Source organism: Microcoleus anatoxicus (genome assembly GCF_042465725.1).
Lineage (GTDB): Bacteria > Cyanobacteriota > Cyanobacteriia > Cyanobacteriales > Microcoleaceae > Microcoleus > Microcoleus anatoxicus.
Genome location: NZ_CP120853.1, coordinates 4,009,529 through 4,035,078 on the forward strand (window position 1 = coordinate 4,009,529; position 25,550 = coordinate 4,035,078).

The window sequence follows — 25,550 nt, forward strand, 5'->3', positions numbered from 1 at the left end:
TGGAACTTTTTTTTAAAACGGGCGATCGGCCTCTTGTTATTACTTACGGAATCCGGCCCAAGTTTTTCCGCAAATCTGGAAACTTTTTTTCAAAATGGGCGATTCCAGAAACCGGGTTTTTCACGAAATACTTCATTCCAGCCCGCAGATTAGGTAAAAACCCGGTTTCTTTCCTCAGAGTGCGTAACTCCTCCAGTCAACTCACCAAAAACCAACATTCTCAATAAACTCTTCAGTCCTCTGAAGAGGACTTTAGCTATGAGGCGGGGGTTTAAACCCCCGACGGACTACAACGAAGTGAAATATCTCAAATTAACCAATCGTTGAATTCAAAACTTTCTGTTGCTGTTTGCGCTTCATCCGCCAACTGGAAACAACAGCACCAAAAGCTAAAGTACCCAACACAGTAGTGGGTTCGGGAACGGGTTCGCTGCTAATAGGTTCGATCTCGCGAGCTAATTTTTTTTCAATCGCCGTTCCAAACTCAGTAAAATCCCCTGAAGTGCGATCGCCCCTAGGAATTAAGAAAGGGCGATCGCACTTCAAATCACGGTGCAGCAATTGCGGGCTGCGGCTGATTCTGCAATGTTTGTTGCTGTTGTACAAGCGATTGCAATTGTTGCTGCTCTCCCGATACTTGCTGTTGCAGTGCTGTGATTTGCGGCTGCAAAGCAGCAGTTAACTCTTGGGCTTTTTGTGCAGCTATATCTCGGTATTGAGCCGCCATATTAGCAGCCGCTTGTGCCTCATTTCGATAAGCTACAGCCTGCGGATTGTAAATCGTGCCGTAGATAGGATTTTGGCGTCCTGAACTACCTCTTTGCCAGCCGACAATTCCCCAAGTATAAATCTGGCTGTTCCAGTAATTAGCAGCATTTTGAGCCTCCTGTCGCTGCTGTTCGAGTTGGTTAACCAAAGTATTAGCTTCGTTGATTTGAGCTTGGTAGGTTTGCAGGGCTGACTGAGTGCCTTGAATCTGAGATTGCTGGGCGGCAATTAGATTTTGGAAATCAGCCAGCCCTAGGGAAAATTTGGCTGATACTGACTGGGAATTCCCCCTGGTAAGAAAGTCAAAACAGTGCTTTGAGCATTGGGTGATATTCCACCTAAACCATTTAATAGTGGCAAAATACCATCAGGATCGGTGCCATTAAACAGGGGCTGATATAGCTGCGGAATTCCACCTTGCAGGAACTTCAAAAGTTCTTGTTTCTGCTGTGGATTCAGAACACTCCAAGCACTAGCAACATCCGGTGGAAGTGCAGGAGTTGTTGCACTCCCCTGTAACACAGGCAAAAACTGAGCTGGTGTGCCATATAACAGCCAAGAATAAAGTTGTGGCGATGTAGAATTCAGTCCTGGATTGATGCTGGATAAAGTCTGGATTAGTGGCAACATACCAGCCGGATCTCCCTGAAAAAGCGGTTGCCCATAAGGACTATTAATCCCATTTTTTAGAGCAGTTTTCAGTACAGTTGGCAAGCCTCCCCAAATTCCCTGGAGATCGATAATTTCCTGCGGAGTGGTATTTTGAACGGGTTGTTCTTGAGGCTGTTTCTTCTTTTTAAACCATGCCACTAAACCCGCGATCGCACCTCCAACCAGAGCAATTCCTCCTAAAACTATCCCAACTTTCCCCAAGATAGGCAGAGCCAAGAATTTGGTACCAATCCAGCTAAATACCTTCTTAACCGTCGAGAAGATACCGCTAACTTTGGAAAAGAAGTCTTTAACTTTTCCTATGAAACTAGATACCTTATTAACAACTCCTACCACCTTGTTAACAAATCCGCTCACCTTGCTAAAGATTTTCTTCGCTCCGTCCAATAATTTTTTGAAGAAAGCCTCGCGTTCCGCAGATGTACCTTCTTCACTCCAAACATCAGAATCAGAGGAGAAAATACTATCTGAAATATCAAGTCCAGAGGGTGGAGATTTAGCCATTGCTACAGCATCAGCCAGATTCAACAAACCCGCACCTGTTTGAATATCCCACCCAGGAGTACCCAAATCCACCGCAGTTGCTTTGAGAATAGCTTTCACCTGTGCAAAACTCAAATTTGGATTAGCCGCCCAAACTTGAGAAGCCGCACCAGTCACCTTCGCCGCAGCAATGGAAGTACCGACAATTTCGGGAATTGATGCCGCTGAATTGCTATCAGGATTCTTAATATTTCCTAACGCCTTTCCTAATTTTTTAGTCGCTTCTGAGACCAGTTTTTCCTCAGATTCAGTCAGTTTGCTATCTTCCGTTGGTGCTTCGTTAAATTTAATCGCTTTTTCCAAAGCCTGCCGCTCTTCGAGAGTTAAATCTTTGAGCAAATCCTCATTTGAATTGGTTTCGGAACCTGCTTTACCGTCAGGGGTACTGCCAAAAGCAACTAAGTCTATGCCAGCACCGTAGCTGGAATAGTCAGCAAGATTTCCATTCCAATCCGCCGCACCAACTGTGATGATATTGGGGAATTCCCGCGAAGCTTTACCCAAAGCAGATAAACCTTCCACACCTTGATTTCCTGCCGCTGCTACAATCAAGACTTTGTTATCGCGAGCGTATTCAATGGCGGCTCGTTCTTCTGCTGTAAATTTAGTGCGGGTGTTGCCATCTTTGTCAATTAAATCAAAACTGAGGTTGACAATAGCATTGGGCTGTTTAGATACTTTGACAGCATCCACAAATTCCCGCAAAGATTGAGCCCATTTCCCAGAACCAACAGCACGTCCAACCCACAGCGGTGCATCGTCATTAACGCCATTGATGCCGATGTCGTTGTTCTGTTTTGCCCCGATAACTTCTAATACTTTAGTGCCGTGTTCTGCCTTGGGGTCGCTGGCAGGAAGTAATGGATTTTCATCGCTATCATTATAATCGCGACCTTTGATAATCCGGCTGTAGTCAATATCGGGATTGTTTTCGGCAAAACCAGTATCGATGATGCCGATTAAAGGTTGGTCTTTCGCATTAAATTGATATTCGCTAGCAATGCCGTCAACATCAGCAAACGAATCGTTTTGCAAGTCATCAATTTCTTTTTGCAAATCTGCAATTAAAGCATCAAGTTCTTGCGAAGCTTGTTTCTCATCTTCAGATTTCGGCTCAACTAAAGCAATATCTGGATTGGCAGAAATTTGCTGAAGCTGATTGTTAAACTGCTCTAAAACTTTGTCGAGTTCGGGAGCTAAGTTATTGATTTGGCTGACAACATCTTGAACAGTCGCTTCTGGTGGTAGCGGTTTAGCTTCAGTCGCTTTTGCTAAAGGTACTGCTGCTGCTAAATTCAGCAATCCTGCACCTGTTTTGGCATCCCAATTAGGCAAAGCAATATCAGTTGCGGTGCGTTTGACAATATCGAGAACTTGCTGATAATTTAGCAGGGGATTTGCTGCCCAAACTTGAGAAATTGCACCTGTAACTTGGGCGGCTGCTACAGATGTACCTGCCATCAATCCGGTACTTTCACCGACGGTAGATCGCACGGGATTGTTCAGCGTTCCTCCTTCAGTTAAAATGTCTAAGCCTTTGCCTGTTCCCGAATAATCTGTGACTTGACCGCCAGAAGATGCACCGACGGTGATGATATTGTCAAACTGAAGAGATGCTTTCCCTAAAGCCGATATTTCTTGGGGATTGTTTCCCGCAGGAACGACTACAATTATGTGATTTTTGCGAGCATATTCTAGGGCATTTTGTTCGGCTTCTGTCAGTTCGTAGCGCGGAATTATTTTGTTGCTAGCATCAACTTGAGTTAATTCAAAACTGATATTAACAACTGCATTCGATTGACCAGATTTTTTGGCAGTATCGACAAATTCAATTAAGGATTCTGCCCAACTGTTATTGCCGCTAGCCCGACCCAACCAAATCGGTGCTTCGTTGTTAATACCGTCGATGCCTTTGCTGTTATTTTGAGTGGCGGCAATTAAGCCTAAAACGTGAGTGCCTTGTTCGCTGCCTTCACCGGATTTAATTAAGGGATTGTCATCGTTAGCAATGCGGTCTTTTCCGAGAGTAATGCGACTGTAGTCTATATCGAAATTATTGGCATTAAATCCTGTGCTAATAATACCGACTAAGGGCTGATTTGCTTTTAAAAAATTGAATGAAGAAACCGTTGCAGGCGGGTTATCGCTAACATTTTGAGCAGAATTTGTGGGAGTTGTATTGGTTTGATATTGACTGTTTGTGGCTGTTTTGTTGGATGAATTGGGTGCGACAGGTTGAGTTACAAGAGCAACTTGTTGAATAAAAGTTGCTGGTTGGCTGTTAGTAGCAGTTGCTTGCTTAGCGACTGCTGGGGTAGCAGTTACTGGCTGGCTTTCGGTGGGAATTGATTGAGTGACAGCAGAAATTTCTTGAGGATAAATTGCTGGCTTACTTTCATGGGCAATCGGCTGAGAAACTTGAGCAACTTCTTGAGTAGAAATGGCTGGTTTGTCATCATTTTTTGGACTGAGAGTAACAGCAGGTTGTGGTTGATTTGTCTTGGTTTCTATCTCAACTGTCGAAAGGTTTTTAGGTGCAGGTTGAGGTGCAGGTTGAGTGACTGGTTGAGTAACTATTTGAGTTTCAGTTTCAACTAATGTCGTTACAGTTTTCTCTGAAGCAGGCGCATCTTTTGTTGAGGTAGAAACAGGTGCGATCGCCTTTTTGTCCTCTTCAATCTTCACCGCTGGCGTTACAGCCTTATCTGAAGTAACAACTTCGGTTTTCGATACAGATTCAGCAGCAGGAGAAACAGGTGCGATCGCCTTTTTATCCTCTTCAATCTTCACCGCTGGCGTTACAGCCTTATCTGAAGTAGCAACTTCAGTTTTCTCTACAGATTCAGCAGCAGGAGAAATAGGTACGATCGCCTTTTTATCCTCTTCAATCTTCACCACTGGCGCTACACTTGTTTCCGAAGTAACAACTGCGGTTTTCTCGACAGATTCAACCACAGGAGAAACAGGTGCGATCGCCTTTTTGTCCTCTTCAATCTTCACCGCTGGCGTTACAGCCTTATCTGAAGTAACAACTTCGGTTTTCGATACAGATTCAGTACCAGGAGAAACAGGCGCGATCGCCTTTTTATCCTCTGCAATTTCCACCACCGGCTTTATACTTGTCTCGGAAGTCTGAACTTCAGTTTTATCGACAGATTCAGCAGCAGGATAAATAGGTGCGATCGCCTTTTTGTCCTCTTCAATCTTCACCACTGGCGCTACACTTGTTTCCGAAGTAACAACTTCAGTTTTAGACACAGATTCAACCACAGGAGAAATAGGTACGATCGCCTTTTTATCCTCTGCAATTTCCACCACCGGCTTTATACTTGTCTCGGAAGTCTGAACTTCAGTTTTCTCGACAGATTCATTCGGAGTAGAAATAGGTGCGATCGCCTTTTTATCCTCTTCAATCTTCACCACTGGCGCTACACTTGTTTCCGAAGTAACAACTTCAGTTTTCTCGACAGATTCATTCGGAGTAGAAATAGGTGCGATCGCCTTTTTGTCTTCTTCAATCTTCACCGCTGGCGTTACAGCCTTATCTGAAGTAACAACTTCAGTTTTATCGACAGATTCAGCAGCAGGAGAAACAGGTGCGATCGCCTTTTTATCCTCTTCAATCTTCACCGCTGGCGTTACAGCCTTATCTGAAGTAACAACTTCGGTTTTCGATACAGATTCAGTACCAGGAGAAACAGGTGCGATCGCCTTTTTATCCTCTTCAATCTTCACCGCTGGCGTTACAGCCTTATCTGAAGTAACAACTTCGGTTTTCGATACAGATTCAGTACCAGGAGAAACAGGTGCGATCGCCTTTTTATCCTCAGCCTTTGCATCACCTGCAATATCAGGAATTGGAACATCCAAAACCGAACCATAAGGAGCCTTATTTACAGGTTTTGCATCCTGTTTTGCGGGATCTAACTTCGGTTCAACGTAAGGCTTAGCATAAGCAATCAAAGCCTGACCCATATCTGTTTTGCGCCAATCTTTATCAGGATTAATCACATCATTCAACCGCACCGCATTACCCTTAGCGCCCCGCACCTGAAATACGAAGTCATTATAATCGCGATCGCTCCCTAAATCGACCCGCATATCCTCCATTGCAAAGGTGTTTCCATCCCCTGTTACATCAGCAATTTGTCCTACCTGAAACGCCTGATTGGGATTTGCCGTAGCCATTGAAAATAAAGGACGTTTGTCTCCTCCGATCGCCGGATTATTCAAAACTTCTTGTACAGTCCCATTCGGCACTAACATCACCCCAAATTCTTCACCCGGAGTCATCGCAAAAGTCTTAACTCCTAAGTAACTTCCTTCATTAGAATTGCCTTCAGGTAAATTACCCGTAAATTTTGCACCTTCACTCAAATCATTAATCACTACATGACCTTTTGCAGAGTTACTAAGTGCTCTCGAAGCTGTTTCTTTAATAAATTCGTCTGAACCCGGTACAAACTTCTCCATACCTTTGAGGCTGAAAATGGCTAGCTGTCCCCGAAACAAGCCACCGTCAAATACAAAATCTATGCCGACTTGACCTTTTGAATCAACAAGAAATTTTCCCGATACAAAAGGATTATTTGCTGCTAAAATCTCTGGTTTGGTAGATATTGTATTTGGTTCTTTGGATGCTTCTATTACTGAGATTTCAGTTTTTTCTACAGCTTTATTTTCTGTTTGTGTGGTAGATTGAGAGCTTTCGTGGTTGCTATTTTTGCTGATATCGGCGACAGTATTGGCTGGTTTGTCTGTTGTTGATTTATCGATTTTACTAGCTTCTGTAACCGTTGTTGCTGGTTTGGATTCTGTGACAGAGGTATTGGAGGCGATCGCAATTTCTGTCTTAGTTTCTTTCTCAGCTAAGGTAGTCGTTGCTGGTTTGGATTCTGCGACAGAGGTATTTGGGGCGATCGCAATTTCTGTCTTAGTTTCTTTCTCAGCTAAGGTAGTCGTTGCTGGTTTGGATTCTGCGACAGAGGTATTTGGGGCGATCGCAATTTCCGACTTAGTTTCCTTTGTAGCTAAGGTAGTCGTTGTTGGCTTGGATTCTGTAACAGAGGTATTTTGGGCGATCGCAATTTCTGTCTTAGTTTCTTTCTCAGCTAAGGTAGTCGTTGTGGTTTTCGATTCTGCGACAGAGGTATTTGGGGCGATCGCAATTTCTGTCTTAGTTTCTTTCTCAGCTAAGGTAGTCGTTGCTGGTTTGGATTCTGCGACAGAGGTATTTGGGGCGATCGCAATTTCTGTCTTAGTTTCTTTCTCAGCTAAGGTATCGGGAGTTTTATCAGATGCTATCTTCTCCACACTCTGAGGATTAGTCAAGGAATCAGTTGCTGTAATACTGTCGCCTTTAATCACAACTAACTGTGCATCTTTTGTGCTTCCAGTCAGGGTATCTTTGACATCTGTACCAGGACTGGAAGATAGAGTTTTCTGACTAATACTGGTGCTGGGTGAGCCGCTTAAACCGCCTTTTAGAGTGTCCGAAACAATTAATGAATCATCTATTTTTTTGCTATTGGGTTCCGCAATCGCATTTTTAGAGTTCAGCGTGTCATTCGGATTGGAGAGCTTTTCTGGTTCAATAACTGACGGAGTTTTGCTATCCGCTATCAAAGGACTACCGCCAATATTTTGACTGTTGCTGCTGCTTAAAGGATTGAGGAGGGAATTTTTGGCTGCACTTCCCGGTAAAGTGTCAGTTATCAAAACATCGATGAGCTGGTTGCTGGAAACTTCATTTGTGGTAGCCATTGAAATTGCACTCCTAGTCGAGGATTGAATTAAAAGTGATATAATGAAATCAAATTCAGCCAAAGCCAATATTGCCAAAAAGGCGATCGGCCTCTTGTTATTACTTACGAAATCCGGCTCAACTTTTTCCGCAAATCTTGGAACTTTTTTTTGAAACGGGCGAGCGTAAAATGTTTATTAGTCTCGACTTCACCCGAAAGGCCGCCAGGGAATTAATTCCCTGGCTCATAGCTAAAGTCCTCTAAAGAGGACTAATAGACACCGGTATAATTTCTGTTTTCACCTGAACGTGACCAGAATATGTGATATCGTTTCCGGTTGCATCGGAATGATTTAACCGCGAAGGCGCAAAGGACGCAAAGGAAGAGAAGAGAGAGATTAATAATTCCGATGCTAACGGAATTGATATGATGTTTTTATTGGAAATATGTAATCAACTCTTCAGTCCTCTTCAGAGGACTTTCGCTATGAGGCGGGGGTTTAAACCCCCGACGGACTACAACGAAGAGCAATATCTCAGATTAACCAATCGTTGAATTCAAAACTTTCTGTTGCTGTTTGCGCTTCATTCGCCAACTGGAAACAACAGCACCAAAAGCTAAAGTACCTAATACTGTAGTAGGTTCGGGTACGGCAGTGGATTCTTGGGAGTCAACTAGAACTACGATGCTAGGAGATGTTGCACCTGCAAAACCTTTACCAAACCTGCCGTTACGACCATTACCACTTAGGTCTGATACCCAAGTATCGCCATCTTGCTGAAAGTAATCTTTTAAAATGAAGTTGTACAAAAGCTGCGTATTTGCATCTGAGGTGAGGTCTCCTTTTGGTGCCTCGAAGCTATTGCCACTGTATCGTGCCACATTGGAAATACGAAATGTATCTAAGTGTCCGATAAAGCTAGGTGCAAATTGATCGTATATATTTGATGGATCGTCTCGAAAAATTGCACCCAAGAAGCCACCGCCATCTGAGTTCCGAATGTTTCCAGCACGAGAGATACTACCAACTATTTGACCATCAAGATAGAGGCGTTGCGTACCTCCACCTTGTACAAACGCAATATGATGCCAAGTATCAGGTGCGAACGGTGTTGTACTTGTTACGCCACCCAACTGCCAAGGCAGACCTATATCATTATAACCAGTCAAACCATTGGGTCCAGCAGCGAATATTTTGTCTTCTAACGCCATCTTGAATTCATTAAAAACTAACCCAGAAGCACCAATACCACTAGGAAAGTAAATGCCAGCTTCATAGGTAGATTCGTTTCCAAGTACAGTCTGACCAGAAATTTGGATGGTGTCCGTTGGATTATTGAAAAAAATGTTTGGGCGCTTGAAAGTTCCCTCAGCAGAGTAAATAACATCTCTGGGAAGTGGGCCTAGTGTGACAGCTAATGCCTCACTCTGCTGAGTTATTATCGGTGTTGCCAGTGTTAATACTGCCAGTGTCAAAAACTTTTTCATGAGAAATCACTCCTTTAAACTATAGTTGGCAAATAAATCATACGATCGCCCTTTCCCCAAAATCCCGCGCCAGCAAAGCCATACCCCAGGAAATCGCCCCCTTATTCTTACTTACGAAATCCAGCCAAACTTTTTACGCAAACCTCAAAACTTTTTTTCCAAAACCCCTAAAACATAAAGTTTTGTAACAATTTCCCCCTAAATGCGTAAAAACTAGCCGCCAGATCCGAAATATAAATAGAGGTTTCACCAGACAGCACAAAAATACCCAGAGGAGTGAGGAGAGCCCGATGGAAGACGAAATTGATTTGCAGCTTCGACAGCTAGCCCTAGAAGCTCAACAGCACCCAGCTAGAAGCCAAGAGCGACAGATAGCATTAACCAAACTAATCGACCAAATTTACCGTCATAACAGACTTACTCGTCCCCACATAGGTGATGACAGCATTCTTCATCTTTACGAAGACATTTACAGCGAAGCTCGGTTGAAAATAGTTGAATACATCTGTCAAAACATTGACATCTATGATTCAAAAAAACCAGTCATGGCTTGGGTGAATCACTTCTTTAACTTTAGATTTAGAGATGTGTGCGATCGATATAGAAGAGAAACAAGAATTCCACGTTTAGATGAATTAGAAAAAGTTGAACAAGAAGAAATTGAAGATACCGAAAGACTACGGGAATTAATAGAAGAAGATCCAGACAATATTTTCCGAAATAAAACTATGAGAGGTCGTCCCGATATCACTTGGCAAGTCATAGCTTTAGCTAGATTAGATAATGAAAAATGGGAGACTCTATCTCAAAAATTTGACAAAAGCATTTCAGCACTCCAAAGTTTTTTCGATCGAAATTTGCGTAATTTTGGAGATTACATTCGTAATAAATTACAGTAGGACTTGAGCGCAAGAAGAGAAATTAATGATGAGTAAAATGATTGAACCAATAACTTTCACAGTGCCCCTATCCTTTGAAGCACACGAAATCGCCCAACAGTGCGGCAAACAATCCAGTCCGAAAAAATTCAAACAAGTTTATCTCAATACCCTCGCAGTGTATGCAGTAGATTTTTACCTCCGCTGCATGGGATTTGAGACAGATTGGCCGGTTAGCGATAGTCGCAATCCGTTAATGCTGAAACTTATGGATGTAGCAGATTTAGACGTTAAACAAATAGGAAAAATAGAATGCCGTCCCGTCTTGCCAGATGCCGACGCTTGTCAGATTTCCTACGATGCTTGGGGAGACAGAATTGGTTATGTAGCCGTACAGTTAGACCAATCTTTGAAACAAGCAACGCTGTTAGGATTTACCAGAACAGTAGCTAAACAAGTGCCTCTGAGTGCACTGAATTCCCTCGAAGATTTGCTCGTATACATGAATCGAATCAAACAACTCAAACCAATTAATTTAATGAACTGGTTCGATGAAGTTTTTGATGCGGGATGGCAAGTAATTGACGAGCTATTAAACCCAAAACAATTTGAAGTTCGCTCTTTTAGAAGCAACAACGCATTACCCATCAAGCGCGGTCATAAAATTGACCTAGGAATGCAACTAGCAGAACACTCCGTAGCACTAATAGTCAGTCTCCCCCCAGAACCAGAGCTAGAAGTAAATATTGAGATAGAAGTGCATCCAATGGGAAATCAAACTTATTTGCCACCAGGGTTAAAATTAATGCTGATGAATGAGTCAGAGGAGCTACTTTATCAGGTAGAATCGAGAAAAGCTGACAACGTTATTAAATTTGAATTTACTCCAGATTTAAGGGAATTGTTCAGCATTAATATCGTGTTAGGAGATGCAAATGTTAGGCAATCTTTCCGTTTGTAGTTTGTAGTCAGGCAGGGGTTAAAACCCAGGGCTGTTTCATTCTCTTGTAGGGGCAATCCCCCCGTGGTTGCCCTGATGCCTGAAACACCTACAAAATCCTGGATGAGGAGGGTAGGCACGGGGGCACTACCCCTACAAAACGATGATTTTCCTCGTTACTAGGCTCTGCCTAGTAACGCAGATCCAGAGGCTCTGCCTCTTCTTTCATTCCATGAGGCAGAGCCTCTAGATCTGCATTTCCAGGCAGAGCCTGGAAACGAGGAACACGTTACCAAACATCCGTTAAATCCGTTACAAAATCCGTTGCCGAACTCCCCTATGTCATCATTAACCTTTCACAACTTTCGCCATCAAAATCTCCAAGGTCGTTCTTTCAAAGGTGAGGTTCTCACCAATGAAGATTTCTCTTATGCAGATATCCGAGGTGCAGATTTTACCAATGCAACTCTCAATGGAGCTAATTTCCATTACGCTCGCTGCGGAATAGCCAGAAAATCTCAAATCAAAATTTTTATAATTGTAGCACTGCTCTCGGCAATATCAGGCATAGCTGCTGTAATTGCTGTTGATAATACCTTCAAATCTCTCATCCCCAAAACAACCGAGCATATCGGTTTTCTGCCAACTGCAATCATCTTATTAGTCAATGCTATGCTGTTGACTACGATAATTCGCCAAGGCATACAAAAAGCTTTAGATTATTTAGGTATTGCGGCTGCTATCTTTGTTCCTCTCATTGGTTTTCTCTCTGCATTCTCCAATGATAAACATCCCATACTTTCGTGGTTAAGGTCTTTTAGAACTGGTGCCTTAATGAGTGCCTTGTCTGGCGAAACGAAGGCTAACGATGTTCCGTTTTTAATTGTGACATTAACTGCGGCTGTTGTTGCAACTACGATCGCCATTGTCGCTCTTCCTTTAGCCCTAACATTGGCTGAAATTGTTCTGGGGAGGACGATTACAGCATTGGCTTTATTTGAATCTGTGGCTATAAGTGCGATCGCCACCGGAATTATTGCCAGAAATTCCTTGAGATATTTAAAAGCATCTGTATTAATCCAAGCTGGGGTAGTTGACAACACAAACAATAAATGCTATGACTTCCTGAATAATTGTGTCAAAAAATTTCCCGATCCGCCTGTAGTTATTCTGGCGATCGCCGGAGCTGTCATGTTAGCTGTAGCTTTAATCTTATTAGGAAATTACATTGCTAAGAGAGTTTTAGCCGAAGATGATAAATACAGCGTAATTCGGCAGTTAGCCATCATCATTGGTGCGATGGGCGGCACAAGTTTTCGCAATACTCAATTAGCCCATACTAACTTCAGCAACGCCACCCTCAAAAACACCGATTTTAGATTTGCAAATATCCACCGCACCATGTGGCATCACGCTCGTTTTCTCGACTGGGCAAGAGTCGATGAGACAATATTAATCAATCCAGCAGTGCGAGATTTACTTGTCACCGGCAACGGTTATCACAAATCCTATCAAGGCATGGATTTGAGAGGAGCCAACTTGATAGGTGCAAACCTCAGTTATGCTAAACTACAAACAGCAGACCTCAGTCAAGCGACTTTAGAAGCAGCTAATTTAGAATATGCCATATTTAGTCAAGTTCAGGCGATCGGCACTGATTTTAGTAGCGCCCAAATGACTGGTGTTTGCGGTTTGGGAACCTGGAATATTGACAGCACTACGGAACTAGAATGGGTTGATTGTAGGTGGGTTTATTTACTAGAAGAACCGAAACCGGAAACGGACGATCGCGAACGCCGTCCCAGCGGTAAAGACAACTATCAACCAGGAGAATTTACCACTTTTTTTGAAGAAGTTATAAATACAGTTGACTTGATTTTTAACCACGGTTTTGACTGGAAAGCTTTCGTGGAATCTTTCCAACAAGTGCAAGTAGAAAATCAAGGTATACCACTCAACATTCAAAGCATTGAAAACAAAAGAAATGCAGTTGTCGTCAAAGTCAGCTTACCTCCTGATGCCGACAAAGAAAAAATTCACAATGATTTCAATTTTGTCTATCAAGAAATGCTACGATTGGCAAGAAGAGAAGTACGTTTCCTGCAAAACTCGGCAGAACAAAGCCACTACTTGCTGTCAGTAATGGAGGATTTAGTCAGACCGTTGTCTGAACAAGTAGTTACCTTAAAAATTGAGCGTGGTGACTTGAAACAAGGGTTTGAGGTGAGTGCTGATATTTTGTGCGATCGCCAGCGTTTAGAGATAACATTAAAAGGCAAATTGCCACCAAAACCAGAAATTTCAAAAAACTATCAAAAGTGGCAAGAAATGTATGAGTTTAACCTTAAGCGAAACAACCGTGCCATAAAAGTAAACAAAGGTCAAATCAATAACTTTTCCATAGAGGAGCTAAAACCCTTAGTTGAACAAGTAGAAATAGATGTAAAAAACTGGCTAAAATCAGAACAATTTTACCCAATTCAGCAAGAATTGTGCGAGAAATTAAACCACAATGACGAGGTGCGGGTAATCATCGAAACTGAAGACAATTTACTGCGAAAACTCCCCTGGCATCAATGGGAATTTTTTAATAATTACTGTAAAGCAGAAGTAGCTTTAAGTCGCAAGGTATCTAACAGAGTTAAAAAATCAGTACCCTCTAGAAAAAAAGTAAGAATATTGGCAATTTTTGGTGCAAGTGAAAACCTTAATCTTGATGAGGATAGGCAGATTTTGAAGAATTTGCCAGGAGCCGAAACAATATTTTTGGAGAAACCAAGTCGCCAGCTACTTGAGCAATATCTTACAGATCAAACAGGCTGGGATATCTTGTCTTTTTCGGGTCACAGTGAGAGCGAAGTAGATGGCAGTACGGGGGTGATTTGTATCAATGATACAGATAATTTAACTGTAGAACAGTTAAAAGATTCCTTGAAAATAGCTATTCAAAAGGGTTTGGAAATAGCAATCTTTAACTCTTGCGATGGTTTGGGATTGGCGAAGCAATTAGAAGATTTAGATATCCCTCAAATTATCGTGATGCGAGAACTGGTGCCGGATTTAATCGCCCAGGAGTTTCTGAGAATTTTTCTCCAAGCTTTTGCTGGTGGCAATTCTTTTTATGTTTCCGTGAGAGAAGCTCGAAAACATCTAAAAGATAATTATGATGGGCAAATTCCCGGTGTTAGCTGGTTGCCGGTTATATGTCAAAATAAAGCTGAGTTTCCCAAGACTTGGCAAAAATTGCAAGAAAATGGTTGATGGTTAGTTAAATAATTCTCGATTTTGCTTTAGGATGTCAATTATGTCTGTTGTCCATCGACCTTTTAATGGCGAGAAAGACACCCACCCTATGATAAAATTAAATTCTTGTGATAAAGCCTTCACTTTGATTGAATTGTTGGTTGTGATATTTATCATTGGGATATTATCGGCTATTGCTTTGCCTATTTTCCTCAGATTAATCAACAAAGCTAAAGAAAGTGAAGCTACACAATATATTAGCTATCTGAATAAACATCAAACTGCACAATATTCAGAAGAATCTCAATTTACATACTCTTTTGGCACACTGTCATTTCCGCAGCCCCAAGCACCTAGTTCTGCAGCTAGTATTTTGAAATCAGTTGGTTTTTCCGTGGCAGAAACAAACAATTATTTATATGGAATAAAACTTACAACTTATAATAACAATCCGCTGGCTGTTCAGGTAGCTTTGTCTAAACAATTAGGGGTTCAATCTTATTTCGGAATTATGTATATCAAACATAACCCTATTCCCTGCGGGCCAGTTTCATTACCAATTAGTTTGTCTTCTCCCGTACTTCAACAGTTAGGAATTTTAAATAATTTAATTTCTAAGCCCGATAATTATTGCCCTCAGTTGTTGTCATAATAGGATGCAATATATTCGGGTTTGAGCGGAATAATTTCAGCTTTATAGAGCGCTGAGTTCACTGAATTAGATAATAGAGAGATGAATGATTGGGATCTTGATATTAGTAAAATTCTTACTATCTAAAAAAATCATCGACTTCTGCTTAACTAAGTTCACTTTCTCGGATTTCCTCGTCTATCATCTGCATCGCTAATTCCTGGTTTTGTGCTGACAACTGCTCGAGCTCTTCTCGGAGTATTCTTAGCTGTTCGTTCAGTACCCGAATTTCTCTGTCTTGCTGCTGAATTTTTGCCTCTGCTTCAGCAAGCGTCCGATTTTTTTCTAAAATTAACTCATCTCTAGCTTCTAATTCTAGAGCATTCATGGCCGCTTTAATTACATTATAAAAATGAGATTGACTGACATCAACTTTTTTAGCAGTTTCACGAGTTTTGCCCAAAATTCCCATTTTTGACCCTTGCTTAACTGCTAATACAAAGCCTTGATGATTTTTAATTTTTAATTCTTGGGTAAAATTCATTTGAACTAAACTGCAAGTATATCTATAACGGTCATAATAAAATTCTGCTTTCATAAAAAACACTCGGTAAGTGGGAAACTCAGTGGCTTCAGCCCTGAGAGGGAAACGGCTCGGCGATTTCAATCGCCTTGAATCTTCAAATTTAGAATGAGTAGCTATACCCATCTTTATGGTGAATGGTTTTGCAGTATTTATGACTAATCCCTTGCACCAATTCTGATGCCGAAATATTGAATGAACCAGTCGATCTAACCGCAACCCGACCAACATACTCACCTATCTTTTTACCACTGGTAACGACTGCTTTTACAATGTCGCCAGTTTGAAAACCTTTGACAAATTTGTTTCTTGGAACGTACCGAGATGGGAAGCCAAATTTATCGGTACGGCACATTTGACGAGTCCCATGTCCAGTTGCTTTAATTAGTAATGGTTTACTCGTAACTACAGACAATGATTCAAGTTGACCGACACAAGCAGCATCAAGCCAATGAGTTTTAGGTAGTTGCAGTCGAGTACGATTGAACTTTGTCAGCCCACCTGAACCGGTCGAAACGGGCAACCCCGTTTCTTTTAGTCGAGAGAATAACGCCCATCGGGTCGAGTTCACGGCAGCAGCATCCTTAAGTGGACGTTTTGCTTGTGCAAGAATGTGCTTCAAAATATCAGGTTTCTTTGCCAAGAATCGCTCAACATCTTGAGTGCCTTTCTTCTGATTGCACTGCTCACAAGCAAGGCAGAGATTAGAAATTCGATTACTTCCACCTTTGGCTTTTGGCTGAATATGTTCAACTTGCAAGGGTACTTTTTTAATGTTGCAGTAAGCACATTTCCTGTTCCATTTGGTAGGGTCGAACGGGGTATCACTACCCCGAACTCCCATGCAAAACCGGACGTGATAGTTTCCCGTCATCCGGCTCCTCGACTGTTTGGCGCTTGTTATGCGTACCTCTTTCCCATTAAGGGTTAGGGGGCTAGAAATAAGATTCATCACTTCTCATCTCCCACTATGAAAGGTTCCCATTTGGCGTGAATAATGTCGTGGCAGTGTCTATGTACGGCTGTCAGATTTGTCTTCTTGTTGTTGCTTCTGTTTCTATCTATGTGATGTACTTCAATTAGACAATCGGACGTGAAGTACAGACCGCAGTGCGAACACTTCCCATCTTGCTTTTTAATAAGCTCGGATAATTGTTTGGGAGTTTCAGGGTATTCCCCTTTTCGCTTGCTCCAGTAGACCCAATCTCCGTCATAAGGGCTTATTTCACCCTTCACCTTTGTGTGTCTGGTTATTGGAGTATCGCCATGCTTGGCTAGACAATGCTTGCCGTTTTTGGTGGCGAATACCCAATTGTTATTTCCCTTGGTTGTCCAAGTCTTGTCGGCGCTTTCATGACGGTAAATTGCCCATCCTCGTATTTGCTGATAGATGATGTGGTCTGCAAGTTGGAATATATCTTTGCTGCAAACCGTTTTGTAATAGTTCGACCAGCCCCTTATCACGGGGTTTAGTGTTGCAATTAAGGCATCTCGCGATGAACCTTTGTGCTTATCGATTAGGTCGCCTACTTTAGATAGATGGACTTTCAGCTTTTCCTTGGATGGTGTGATGATGGTTTTAAATCCTTGCTTAGACGCATACTCCCCTACCTCGAACTGTCTAACATTAAATCCGAGGAAGTCGAACCCTATGTTGCCTCCTTCTTCAACTAGAGTGTGTGAGAGTCTGGTTTTTTCGGGTTTTAATTCCAAGCCAATGCCACTGAGCCATTCTGCTGTTATCTGCATACATCTTTGGACGACGGCTTTATCTTTGTGTAGAATTACAAAGTCATCAGCATAGCGAACTACTGTTAGGGTCATTCGCTTAGAGCGTTTGCTCTGTTGTCTGCCGTAGTTATTTTTCATATCTACGGTTTCAACGTATTGGAGTAGCCGATTTTCCAAGCCGTGGAGGGCGATGTTTGCTAGCAAGGGCGATATAACCCCGCCTTGCGGTGTTCCCTCAGATGATTGACTGAACCCTTTCTTTTTATTGCGATTAGCGTATTCGCTCCAGTCAATCACTCCCGCTTTCAACCATGCCCGAATTTGACGGCGGATGGTGGGGGATGTATTTAATTTTTCTAGCAGCGCTTCATGGTTTATTCGGTCGAAGCATTTGGCAATGTCGGCATCTAGCACGTATTTCGGCTTCTGCTTGATTGCTCCATATATTGCTTCGATTGCGTCGTGGCATGACCGCCCTGGTCGGAATCCGTAGCTGTTTGGCTCGAATTTTGCTTCCCATTCCGGCTCTAAGGCTGCTTTTACCAGAGCTTGGGATGCTCTGTCGTTCATTGTAGGTATCCCTAACGGGCGTTTTTCGTCTCTACCAGGTTTGTCAATCCAGACTCTCCTGACAGGTTTAGCCTTTTGGTTTAACCTCAGTTGGCGTACAAGTTCTAGCCTTTGTTTGGGGATTAAACTCTTAATCCCATCTATTCCAGCCGTTTTCTTGCCCCGGTTATCCTGAGTTACCCGACGAACGGCTAGTGCCTTAGCCGACCAAGACCTCATCAAAGTCTTTTGAAGCCTACGGACTGCTTTGACATCCCCACGTTGAGAGGCTTTGAATATGCGCTTTTGCAACTTAAAGACTATCCTCTGTATTTTTTTCCAGTTGATATCCTTCCATTCCACTTCTGTCTGTATTGACTCAGTATTAGACGTATTCATTGCTACTTGTTCCTATTCATTTCCAAACAATCGTGAATCTGTCAGCGTATCCTCGCCATTACAGCGAGGCATTGGCTTTTGATTCAATCCTGCCCCCGTAAATCATCTGGCTAGCTACCTACTCAGGCATCGACCTTCCTGAGAGATGTATGGGGGTTATCCCGTTCCTAACGACCATTGATTGAATCTTTAGAGCGATGCTATTCACCGGGTTTATGGGAAATGCTTTGTTGGTCGGCTAAACACCCGCCAACTCCCTATCCTTGCCCTTTTGGGACTCCCAGTGTGATCAACCTATTTCACTGGTTATACCTAACGATGATTTAGACACATCTTCGCTTGCGCTGCTCATGGATTCCTGCTCGAAGGGATTCTCAGTTAGGTTGCCGAGTTACCTCCTTTTTACCCCGCTTTACCTCTAGGGTTGCTACACCTAGAAGTAGGGATAATGCTTTCACCACTGCATCTGTGGGGAGGGACTTACACCCTCAAGGTCGTTAAGTTGTCAAGGTTCATTTCAGTCCATACGAGAGGCTGATTCCTTGCTCCGCCTACACTTTAAGCTGTTAAGCTTTTGTTTTCACGGAAACGGGTCGCACGTTCAATAAATATTCGCGGATTTCGTACCCACATAAAATACCTTGCTGGTATTCCAGCCCACTAATTTCTGGGTTTTCTAGTTGTTGTAGGTCAAATCTGACAAGCTCTTGAACAATCGAATTGATTGGTGCAAGTCTGCGTAATTTATTGACCCAAGTTAAGGTGGTTTCTACCCGGTGTTGCAAGGATGGTGCTAACCAACCTTTTTGGCGGGTACGGTTCAAAAACCTTGCTTGGCGGTAGCGAGTATGACGGTTTCGTCGTCCTCGACGCAGTGCGCGACGGGAATCAAGACTTGCTTTTATGGCTTGCCCTCGATGAGTTAGTTCAGCGCCAAAAATTACTTTTGAGTCGAATAATAAAGCGATGCCAGTAGTTTTAGAGCCTGGGTCTAACTTGAGAGTGATTGATTCGGAGCTTGCTGTTGCCACCACTTTCAAAATGATGGTAAACGGATAATTCCGAAATACCGCAGCTTTTCCGGTGTTCAATAACCTACGTGCAAGACCTGGGCGAACCGGATTCAGTGGTCGTTTTTCGGTATCACAAACAAAAACAAAATTAGACATTTTCAGTCCTCCCTTGCGGGGTAATGTTAGCTTCGACCTGGTTATTTAGGCTTGTTAGGCTTTCAACACTGTTCCAGTGACTTTAGAACTGTTTAATTGAAAACGACAGAGCGGGAAACTAGCTTCGCATTTCGAGGTGTCGTGACCTAAATAACGGCTCCTTTAAAAAGGGGTCTGGTCAGAACAGCTTGTAACTTCTTACAAGCTCAGTGGCTTCAGCCCTGAGTTACTGACAAAAAAGCACCCTTTTTTGATATATAAAGTCCGGCACAACTATAGCACACAATCTGCAAATTTCACAATATTTAAGCTTAGATCGCCATTTTTGTCAAAACAAAACTTCATCATCAACAATATCTTCCGGCAACTCTATCACACCGGCAATCAACTTCCAACAAGGGTCATCTCCCTCCCAATCATCTGGCCGCCAAGGCATACTCAAACTCACCGTAACCAAACAAGCTTTTTGCGGTCGATATCCCAATTCTAACTTTCTAATAAAGACCGGATCGGTAATTGTTGCAGTCAATTTTTGGTTGTATGTGGTGACAATACATCCTTCCCATTTATTACCACCTTCAAATCTTTGAATTAGCTTTTTTACGGTAAATTTTACTACTTTGACTAATTGCAAAGTCAGGCGATCGCCTTTTGGCAATGACTGCATATACTCCACTGTAACATATCGCAGATCGTTGTGCAAAATATATTCCTGATTGTTGCAATATTTCAACAAATATGCTGGCGGAACTTTCCCTACTTGTCGCCATTTTCCCGGTAAAATCGACAGATTTTCCGACTCAAAACCAAAGTCCGGCCCCGTCTTCGCCAAAGGAATGTCTAGAACATCCAATAATGCCGGTTCAAGTCTATTTATCTGCCGGATTTCTTTAGGAATCTGACCATCTGGTAAGTCGGAAATTGGGCGAACCCACTTACCTTGAAGTTCATTAATTCCGGCGATGCACCTTTCGCCCCGTTTCCAGGAATTAGCGAGACAAATTATCCTAGTCATTCGATTTTAGATTTTAGATTTTTTTGTGAGATACCGCACTTTTTAAAGATGATTAATCTTGACATTTTTCCACTTATCCCTGAGATATTCAGCAACTAAGCGACGGTGACAATTATGGGGTTTTGGTTCGCTACAAAGCAGACACGCACAATCCATAATATCCGGCGAAACCTTGTGTTCTATTTGTCGATCGCCCATTAAGCCCAAAAACTTATGTTCATAAACATCCCAATCTCCCTGTTTCTTTTTATAATCATCCAAAATATCTTGAGTAGGCGCTAAATCCAGCACATGAACATACTCAATGTTACCAATGGTTCGCAGAAAATATTCTAAATCTTTCCGCTTAGCAAAACCTGCTAACTGCGATACATTATTGAGTCGCGTATCGATCACCCTGCGGACTCCCGCTTCCATCAAAGTCCCAAAAAACTCCTCAGCACTTTTTTGAGTAAAACCAATTGTAAATAAATTAATTGCTTTCTTTTGTGACATAAGCGATTTCCAATCCGTGACGATAATAAGCTGATTCTAAATCAACGCTCTCATTTTTACTATCTGGTGGTAATTCAAACAAGCTTAATTGAATTGGTTCATTATTTGTTTTGCCCTTGTTAAACTTGTGGAGAAGTCTGGCTTCTAAATCCTGATGGGATTCTAAATTGCCATCGGACAGAATGTGATTAATCTGCACATTGAAGTCTTTAAGCTTGTGGCAAACTAAAATAGTCCGATGACAAGTAATCGGGTCTTTTTCCGCACACATTAAACTTATTTTATAATGGGCTGCACCTTTGAGTAAGCGCTGAATTCCTTCGGAGAATAGAGGAGTGGCGGCAATCCGTTGGTATAAAGCTTTACCGCTAAGATCGTAACAGCTTAAATCTTCCGGTCTCGCGCCCAACTCTTTACCTAAAAAAACGTATTGAATGTTGGCAGCAGACAGGGATGCTTTAATTTCCGATTGATTAAAATGGGGTAAATAACGACTAAAAGGCTGGGAACGCACATCTGCGACTGCCGTAATTCCATGTTTTTGTAGCAGTAAGATAAACGCTTCAATACTCAGATTTGAGTGACCGATCGTAAATAATTCCATGGTTTTGATTTGGCTATTTCAGTTCATGCCCCACAAAATTTTGTCTCAGGAGATGGTTTTAAACTGTGGATTTTTTCACCAGTTTTTGAATCAAAAGCTGCAAAGCCAGTGCCATCAAACCCACAGCCGCAAAACCAAAAACACCAGCGCCCAAGGCCACAATTCCCATGACCAAAGTCCGCACAGCCGCCGCAATGTTAATGACAGTCACATTGTCAGAATGAATTGGCTTGTTAGCAAAGGTTTGGGCGATCGACAAAGTAAGCGCATACAAAGCTGTCGCAAAACCTCCCGCCATCAGCGAACCAGTCAAGCAACGTAACACCGTTGGTGGCTGAGGTGATGCCGCCGGCAAAGCATCCTGAGTAGAACTGGGAGATGCAGCACTAGAATTAGGACTAGAATTAGGATTAGTTAAATCAGGCATTTTGATTTGAGATTTGTGATTTAAGATTTGAGATTTAGGGTTAATTGACCAAAATTCAAATCAGTGTTTTGTTCCATGTTACCAGTTTTTTAAGCTGATTAGAATCCTGGTTTTCAGGAAATCCATCAGCCTCCGTCGGGGTTCACCTAGGGTTTCAAATCATTTCCTTCCGAAACAATCCGAATCCCGGTATTGCTAAACTTTGCTACCCAAAAATCCAAATCTGGAGAGCCGATCGCACTTTTTACCAGTTCCTGAATTTCCTGTGCTCTTTCTGGAGACTCGGCCAACGCAAACACCGTCGGCCCGGAACCCGACATCATCGTTCCCAAAGCTCCCGCCGACTCAAAAGCTTGTCGCAACTGCAACACCTGGGGGTACACAGGTAGAGCGACTTTTTCCAAATCATTGTGTAGCAATTGACCAATTTTCGATCGATCTTTTTGGGCAATTGCTCCCACCATTGGGCCCGAATGCAGCCGTTCCCGCCGACAATCCAAATCCTCCGGTTCACAATAGGAACTACTGAACTGTTGGCGATAAGTTTGATAGGACCAAGCTGTAGAAATACTGAGATTCCGAAACTTTGCCAACACGAGATACAAAGGCCCACAATCGGGCAAGGGCGACAGTTTATCGCCACGCCCAGTCGCCAAAGCCGTACCTCCAGTAATACAAAAAGGCACATCAGATCCCAAGGTTCCCCCCAACTCTTGCAACTCCGACTGAGTGAGTCCCAATTGCCATAACAAATCCATCCCGACTAACACCGCCGCCGCATTTGCCGAACCCCCAGCCAGCCCCGCCGCCACTGGAATCTGCTTGTGAATGGAAATTTCTACACCGCCATATTTTGCCAAAGCATCGGGGAATTGCTTCGCCAACAAATCCGCTGCCCGGTAGGCTAGGTTATTCTTATCAGGAGGGACTTGCGGGTGATCGCAACGCACGCGAATTGTGTCTGTACCGATCGCCCGCAAGTCTATGCGATCGGTTAAATCTATACTTTGAAGTACCATCGCCAGTTCGTGATATCCATCTGGGCGATCGCCTATGATTTCTAAATAGAGATTGATTTTTGCTGAAGCTAGCAGAGAATAGGAACGCATAGGTAATTAAGCCAAGGGTGAAATAAACCCCTGGTTGAAATTAATTGACAGCAGTCAGAGTCCATTTTCTCATAACTCAAAGGAAATATTATGCTCGAATTCTGGGAAATTTGTTTTGAGTTGCGCGTCGTTGATTCCCCACGGCCACTGCTACCTCTGGCAGAGCAGGTTAGTGTGGTTTGACCTGCTCTGAGATTCTCTAATTGCGATCGCCTATTTTTCGATCCCCATGAGGAGGACGCTCACCATAAGTTACCCAAGCCTAAAAAAACAGAAAACCCAGATCCCCGCCACTGTAAACAAGTCTGGGTGCTAGCAAAATCCTTAACTTCCCACCTCAGAAATAATATGATTACTCAAATTGACCCATTGCTCCACGCTTAAATCTTCCGCGCGAGATTCAGGATTTATCTGTAACCCTTCTAGCAAATGAACCAATTTATCTAAATCCACAGCCCCTTTCAAATTATTTCGCAGCATCTTACGCTTGCTCCCAAATCCCAATTTAATCAAATTCTCCAAATGGCGCGGATTAACCGCCGGCGTTTCTATTAATCTCGGAACCAGCCGCACCACAGCAGAATCCACTTTTGGTGGGGGAAAAAAGTCTTGAGAAGGGACATCGCAAATTAACTCGCATTCCGCTAAGTATTGTACCCGCACCGACAAAGCACCAAAAGCTCTGGAACCAGCTTTTGCATAAAGTCTTTGGGCCACTTCTTTCTGCACTAAAAGTACGATCGCCTCGAAGGGTTTCGGCACCGGAACAGATATGGTTCCTAGTAGTTTTTGCAGAATCGGACCAGTAATGTTGTAAGGAATATTGGCAACAACTTTATGGGGATTTTGAAATTTGGGAAAAGCCACCAGTTGGTTGTCTAAATCCATTTCCAGTATGTCGCCTTGCAGCAGCAAAAAGTTGTCAGCCTTACCAAGTTGCTTAGCTAGGCGTTGGCACAAATCGCGATCGATTTCCACCGCCACAACAGACTCAGCCTCAGCCAGCAAGCGCCGAGTCAGAATCCCCGTACCCGGTCCGATTTCCAGCACCCGCGAACCCGACAAATTCGTCGCTTTGACAATCTTATCTAAGGCTTTCTCGCTTCTGAGCCAATGTTGAGCAAACTGTTTCCGGGGGGTAGGCGATCGCATTTTTGGAAATCTTAGCAAATTTAGTTTATAATTGTATCACAAATCAAGATATTTTGCACCAAACCAATGCCACTTATTTTTCTTAACAGATATGCAATCAACAGCAAATAGACAATGCCAAAAAATTAACCACAACAAATAAAGTTATTTCTTCTCAATTAGTGATTTCCTTTCTTCACCATATAGCAGTCATAAATACACAGAAAGCTATTTTTTATTCCTTCTTCCTTCTTCTCAACCATGAAATTCCAACGAGTATTTGGTACATTACCCAAAACCCAAGCTAGCGCCCCCGGAAGAGTAAACCTACTGGGCGAACACACAGACTACAACGAAGGATTTGTAATTCCTACTGCAATTCCCCAGCGCGCCACAGTACAAATCGGCCTGAGCAACGACCACAAACATCATTTCTATTCAGCAGAATTGGACGAACTCATAAATTTTTCCGACGATGATACTATACCCCAAAAATTCGTCAGTTATATCTGCGGCTGCATCCGACTGGTAGAAAAAGAAGGATACAAAGTACCGCCACTCAATCTTTATATTACCTCCAATGTGCCCATCGGAGTCGGTTTGTCCAGCAGTGCTGCTTTAGAAATAGCCACTCTCCGAGGGCTGCGTACACTCTTGAACCTCCCCTTAGATGATGTGCGACTAGCTCAAATCGCACAGCTAGCCGAAATCCGATATGTAGGTTTTAACTGTGGCATTATGGATCAAATGGCAGCCAGTTTAGCTGACACCAACTCCATGCTATTTATTGATACTCGCAGCCTGAATCGCCGTAAATTACGATTTCCCAAAAACACAGAAATTTTAGTCATTGATAGCGACGAAACCCACAAACCTGCTGGTAGCCTCTACAATCAGCGACGGGTAGAGTGCGAAGCAGCCGCCCAAATGTTGGGTGTTAAAGCCCTCAGAGATATCGAAGACTCGCAAGCCGTGGAAGTATTACCCCAGCCATTGAGAAAGCGAGCCCGCTACATTGTTACTGAAAATAACCGGGTAATCGAAGCTTTCAAGCCACTACCGGCAAAAGTTTTTGGAAAACTGATGAATGATTCTCACACTAGCTTGCGCGATGACTATGAACTTTCGGCGCCGTCAGTGGACACCCTAGTGGAAATATTGCAGGAAACTCCCGGAGTATTCGGTGCTAGGTTGACAGGGGGAGGTTTTGGTGGTGCTTGTGTAGCTTTGATTGAGAGTGAAAAAGCTAGTTCCATCGCCACAGAGGCGATCGCCCGTTACCAGAGTGCGGGTTATACTGGTCGTGTATTGGTCCCACCAGCGATCGCATTTTAGATGGAAAATTTTAGATCCCCGACTTCTTGAAATGCTGCGGGGATATGCATCTTTTGGTTGAGGTAAGCTGACTACTTGCGGCCGGAAGATTGACCT

The 25,550-nt window shown here is 42.9% G+C and carries 17 protein-coding genes and 2 pseudogenes; 5 read left to right on the forward strand and 14 right to left on the reverse strand.

Annotated features, from left to right (window positions below):
- Positions 1-312: 312 nt before the first annotated feature.
- The 4 genes from P2A85_RS17335 to P2A85_RS17350 all read right to left on the reverse strand — a co-directional run bounded on the left by P2A85_RS17335 (position 313) and on the right by P2A85_RS17350 (position 9,215).
- The gene (locus P2A85_RS17335; RefSeq protein ID WP_377474161.1) at positions 313-561 is read right to left on the reverse strand and encodes a PEP-CTERM sorting domain-containing protein; all 249 of its coding nucleotides are present in this window, start codon (positions 559-561) and stop codon (positions 313-315) included.
- Positions 548-916, reverse strand: coding sequence for a hypothetical protein (locus P2A85_RS17340; RefSeq protein WP_377474163.1), 369 nt, complete (start codon positions 914-916; stop codon positions 548-550). The genes P2A85_RS17335 and P2A85_RS17340 overlap by 14 nt, the downstream gene beginning before the upstream one ends.
- A gap of 104 nt (positions 917-1,020) precedes the next feature.
- Entirely contained in the window at positions 1,021-7,746 is a 6,726-nt protein-coding gene (locus P2A85_RS17345; protein ID WP_377474165.1) for a S8 family serine peptidase, read from the reverse strand.
- A gap of 521 nt (positions 7,747-8,267) precedes the next feature.
- Positions 8,268-9,215: a LamG-like jellyroll fold domain-containing protein gene (locus tag P2A85_RS17350; protein ID WP_377474167.1), complete on the reverse strand. Its 948-nt coding sequence runs from the start codon at positions 9,213-9,215 to the stop codon at positions 8,268-8,270.
- A gap of 290 nt (positions 9,216-9,505) precedes the next feature.
- Here P2A85_RS17350 and P2A85_RS17355 point away from each other — a divergent pair, with 290 nt between their 5' ends.
- From P2A85_RS17355 to P2A85_RS17370, 4 genes are all read left to right on the forward strand, one after another.
- A complete protein-coding gene (locus P2A85_RS17355) occupies positions 9,506-10,114 on the forward strand; it encodes a hypothetical protein (protein WP_377474169.1) in 609 nt (202 codons plus the stop codon).
- Between the two features lie 37 nt (positions 10,115-10,151).
- Positions 10,152-11,054, forward strand: a complete 903-nt coding sequence (locus P2A85_RS17360) for a DUF1822 family protein (protein ID WP_377474171.1) — start codon at positions 10,152-10,154, stop codon at positions 11,052-11,054.
- Positions 11,055-11,372: 318 nt separating this feature from the next.
- Positions 11,373-14,294 carry a pentapeptide repeat-containing protein gene (locus P2A85_RS17365; RefSeq protein WP_377474173.1) on the forward strand — a complete coding sequence of 974 codons (2,922 nt, stop codon included), beginning with the start codon at positions 11,373-11,375 and terminating at the stop codon, positions 14,292-14,294.
- 43 nt (positions 14,295-14,337) lie between these two features.
- A complete protein-coding gene (locus tag P2A85_RS17370; RefSeq protein ID WP_377474175.1) occupies positions 14,338-14,928 on the forward strand; it encodes a type IV pilin protein in 591 nt (196 codons plus the stop codon).
- Positions 14,929-15,073: 145 nt separating this feature from the next.
- On the opposite strand, the gene P2A85_RS17375 is transcribed toward P2A85_RS17370, so the two are convergent.
- The 10 genes and pseudogenes from P2A85_RS17375 to rsmA all read right to left on the reverse strand — a co-directional run bounded on the left by P2A85_RS17375 (position 15,074) and on the right by rsmA (position 24,140).
- The gene (locus tag P2A85_RS17375) at positions 15,074-15,505 is read right to left on the reverse strand and encodes a hypothetical protein (protein ID WP_377474177.1); all 432 of its coding nucleotides are present in this window, start codon (positions 15,503-15,505) and stop codon (positions 15,074-15,076) included.
- Positions 15,506-15,593: 88 nt separating this feature from the next.
- Positions 15,594-16,295: pseudogene (locus P2A85_RS17380) on the reverse strand (HNH endonuclease); the annotation flags it as partial.
- 146 nt (positions 16,296-16,441) lie between these two features.
- Positions 16,442-18,169, reverse strand: a complete 1,728-nt coding sequence (gene ltrA, locus P2A85_RS17385) for a group II intron reverse transcriptase/maturase (protein ID WP_377474179.1) — start codon at positions 18,167-18,169, stop codon at positions 16,442-16,444.
- A gap of 602 nt (positions 18,170-18,771) precedes the next feature.
- A pseudogene (gene iscB, locus P2A85_RS17390) lies at positions 18,772-19,338 on the reverse strand (RNA-guided endonuclease IscB); the annotation flags it as partial.
- A gap of 328 nt (positions 19,339-19,666) precedes the next feature.
- The gene (locus tag P2A85_RS17395) at positions 19,667-20,353 is read right to left on the reverse strand and encodes a hypothetical protein (protein WP_377474181.1); all 687 of its coding nucleotides are present in this window, start codon (positions 20,351-20,353) and stop codon (positions 19,667-19,669) included.
- Positions 20,354-20,395: 42 nt separating this feature from the next.
- Positions 20,396-20,848: a DUF488 family protein gene (locus P2A85_RS17400; RefSeq protein WP_377474183.1), complete on the reverse strand. Its 453-nt coding sequence runs from the start codon at positions 20,846-20,848 to the stop codon at positions 20,396-20,398.
- Positions 20,826-21,452, reverse strand: a complete 627-nt coding sequence (locus P2A85_RS17405) for a DUF488 family protein (RefSeq protein WP_377474185.1) — start codon at positions 21,450-21,452, stop codon at positions 20,826-20,828. Before P2A85_RS17405 ends, P2A85_RS17400 begins: the two co-directional genes overlap by 23 nt.
- A 58-nt stretch (positions 21,453-21,510) precedes the next feature.
- Positions 21,511-21,879: a DUF3082 domain-containing protein gene (locus P2A85_RS17410; protein WP_377474187.1), complete on the reverse strand. Its 369-nt coding sequence runs from the start codon at positions 21,877-21,879 to the stop codon at positions 21,511-21,513.
- Between the two features lie 146 nt (positions 21,880-22,025).
- Entirely contained in the window at positions 22,026-22,988 is a 963-nt protein-coding gene (ispE, locus tag P2A85_RS17415) for a 4-(cytidine 5'-diphospho)-2-C-methyl-D-erythritol kinase (RefSeq protein ID WP_377474189.1), read from the reverse strand.
- 324 nt (positions 22,989-23,312) lie between these two features.
- Entirely contained in the window at positions 23,313-24,140 is an 828-nt protein-coding gene (gene rsmA / locus P2A85_RS17420) for a 16S rRNA (adenine(1518)-N(6)/adenine(1519)-N(6))-dimethyltransferase RsmA (RefSeq protein ID WP_371118086.1), read from the reverse strand.
- 240 nt (positions 24,141-24,380) lie between these two features.
- On the opposite strand from rsmA, the gene galK reads away from it, so the two are divergent.
- Positions 24,381-25,454: a galactokinase gene (gene galK, locus P2A85_RS17425; protein ID WP_377474191.1), complete on the forward strand. Its 1,074-nt coding sequence runs from the start codon at positions 24,381-24,383 to the stop codon at positions 25,452-25,454.
- Positions 25,455-25,550: the final 96 nt, after the last annotated feature.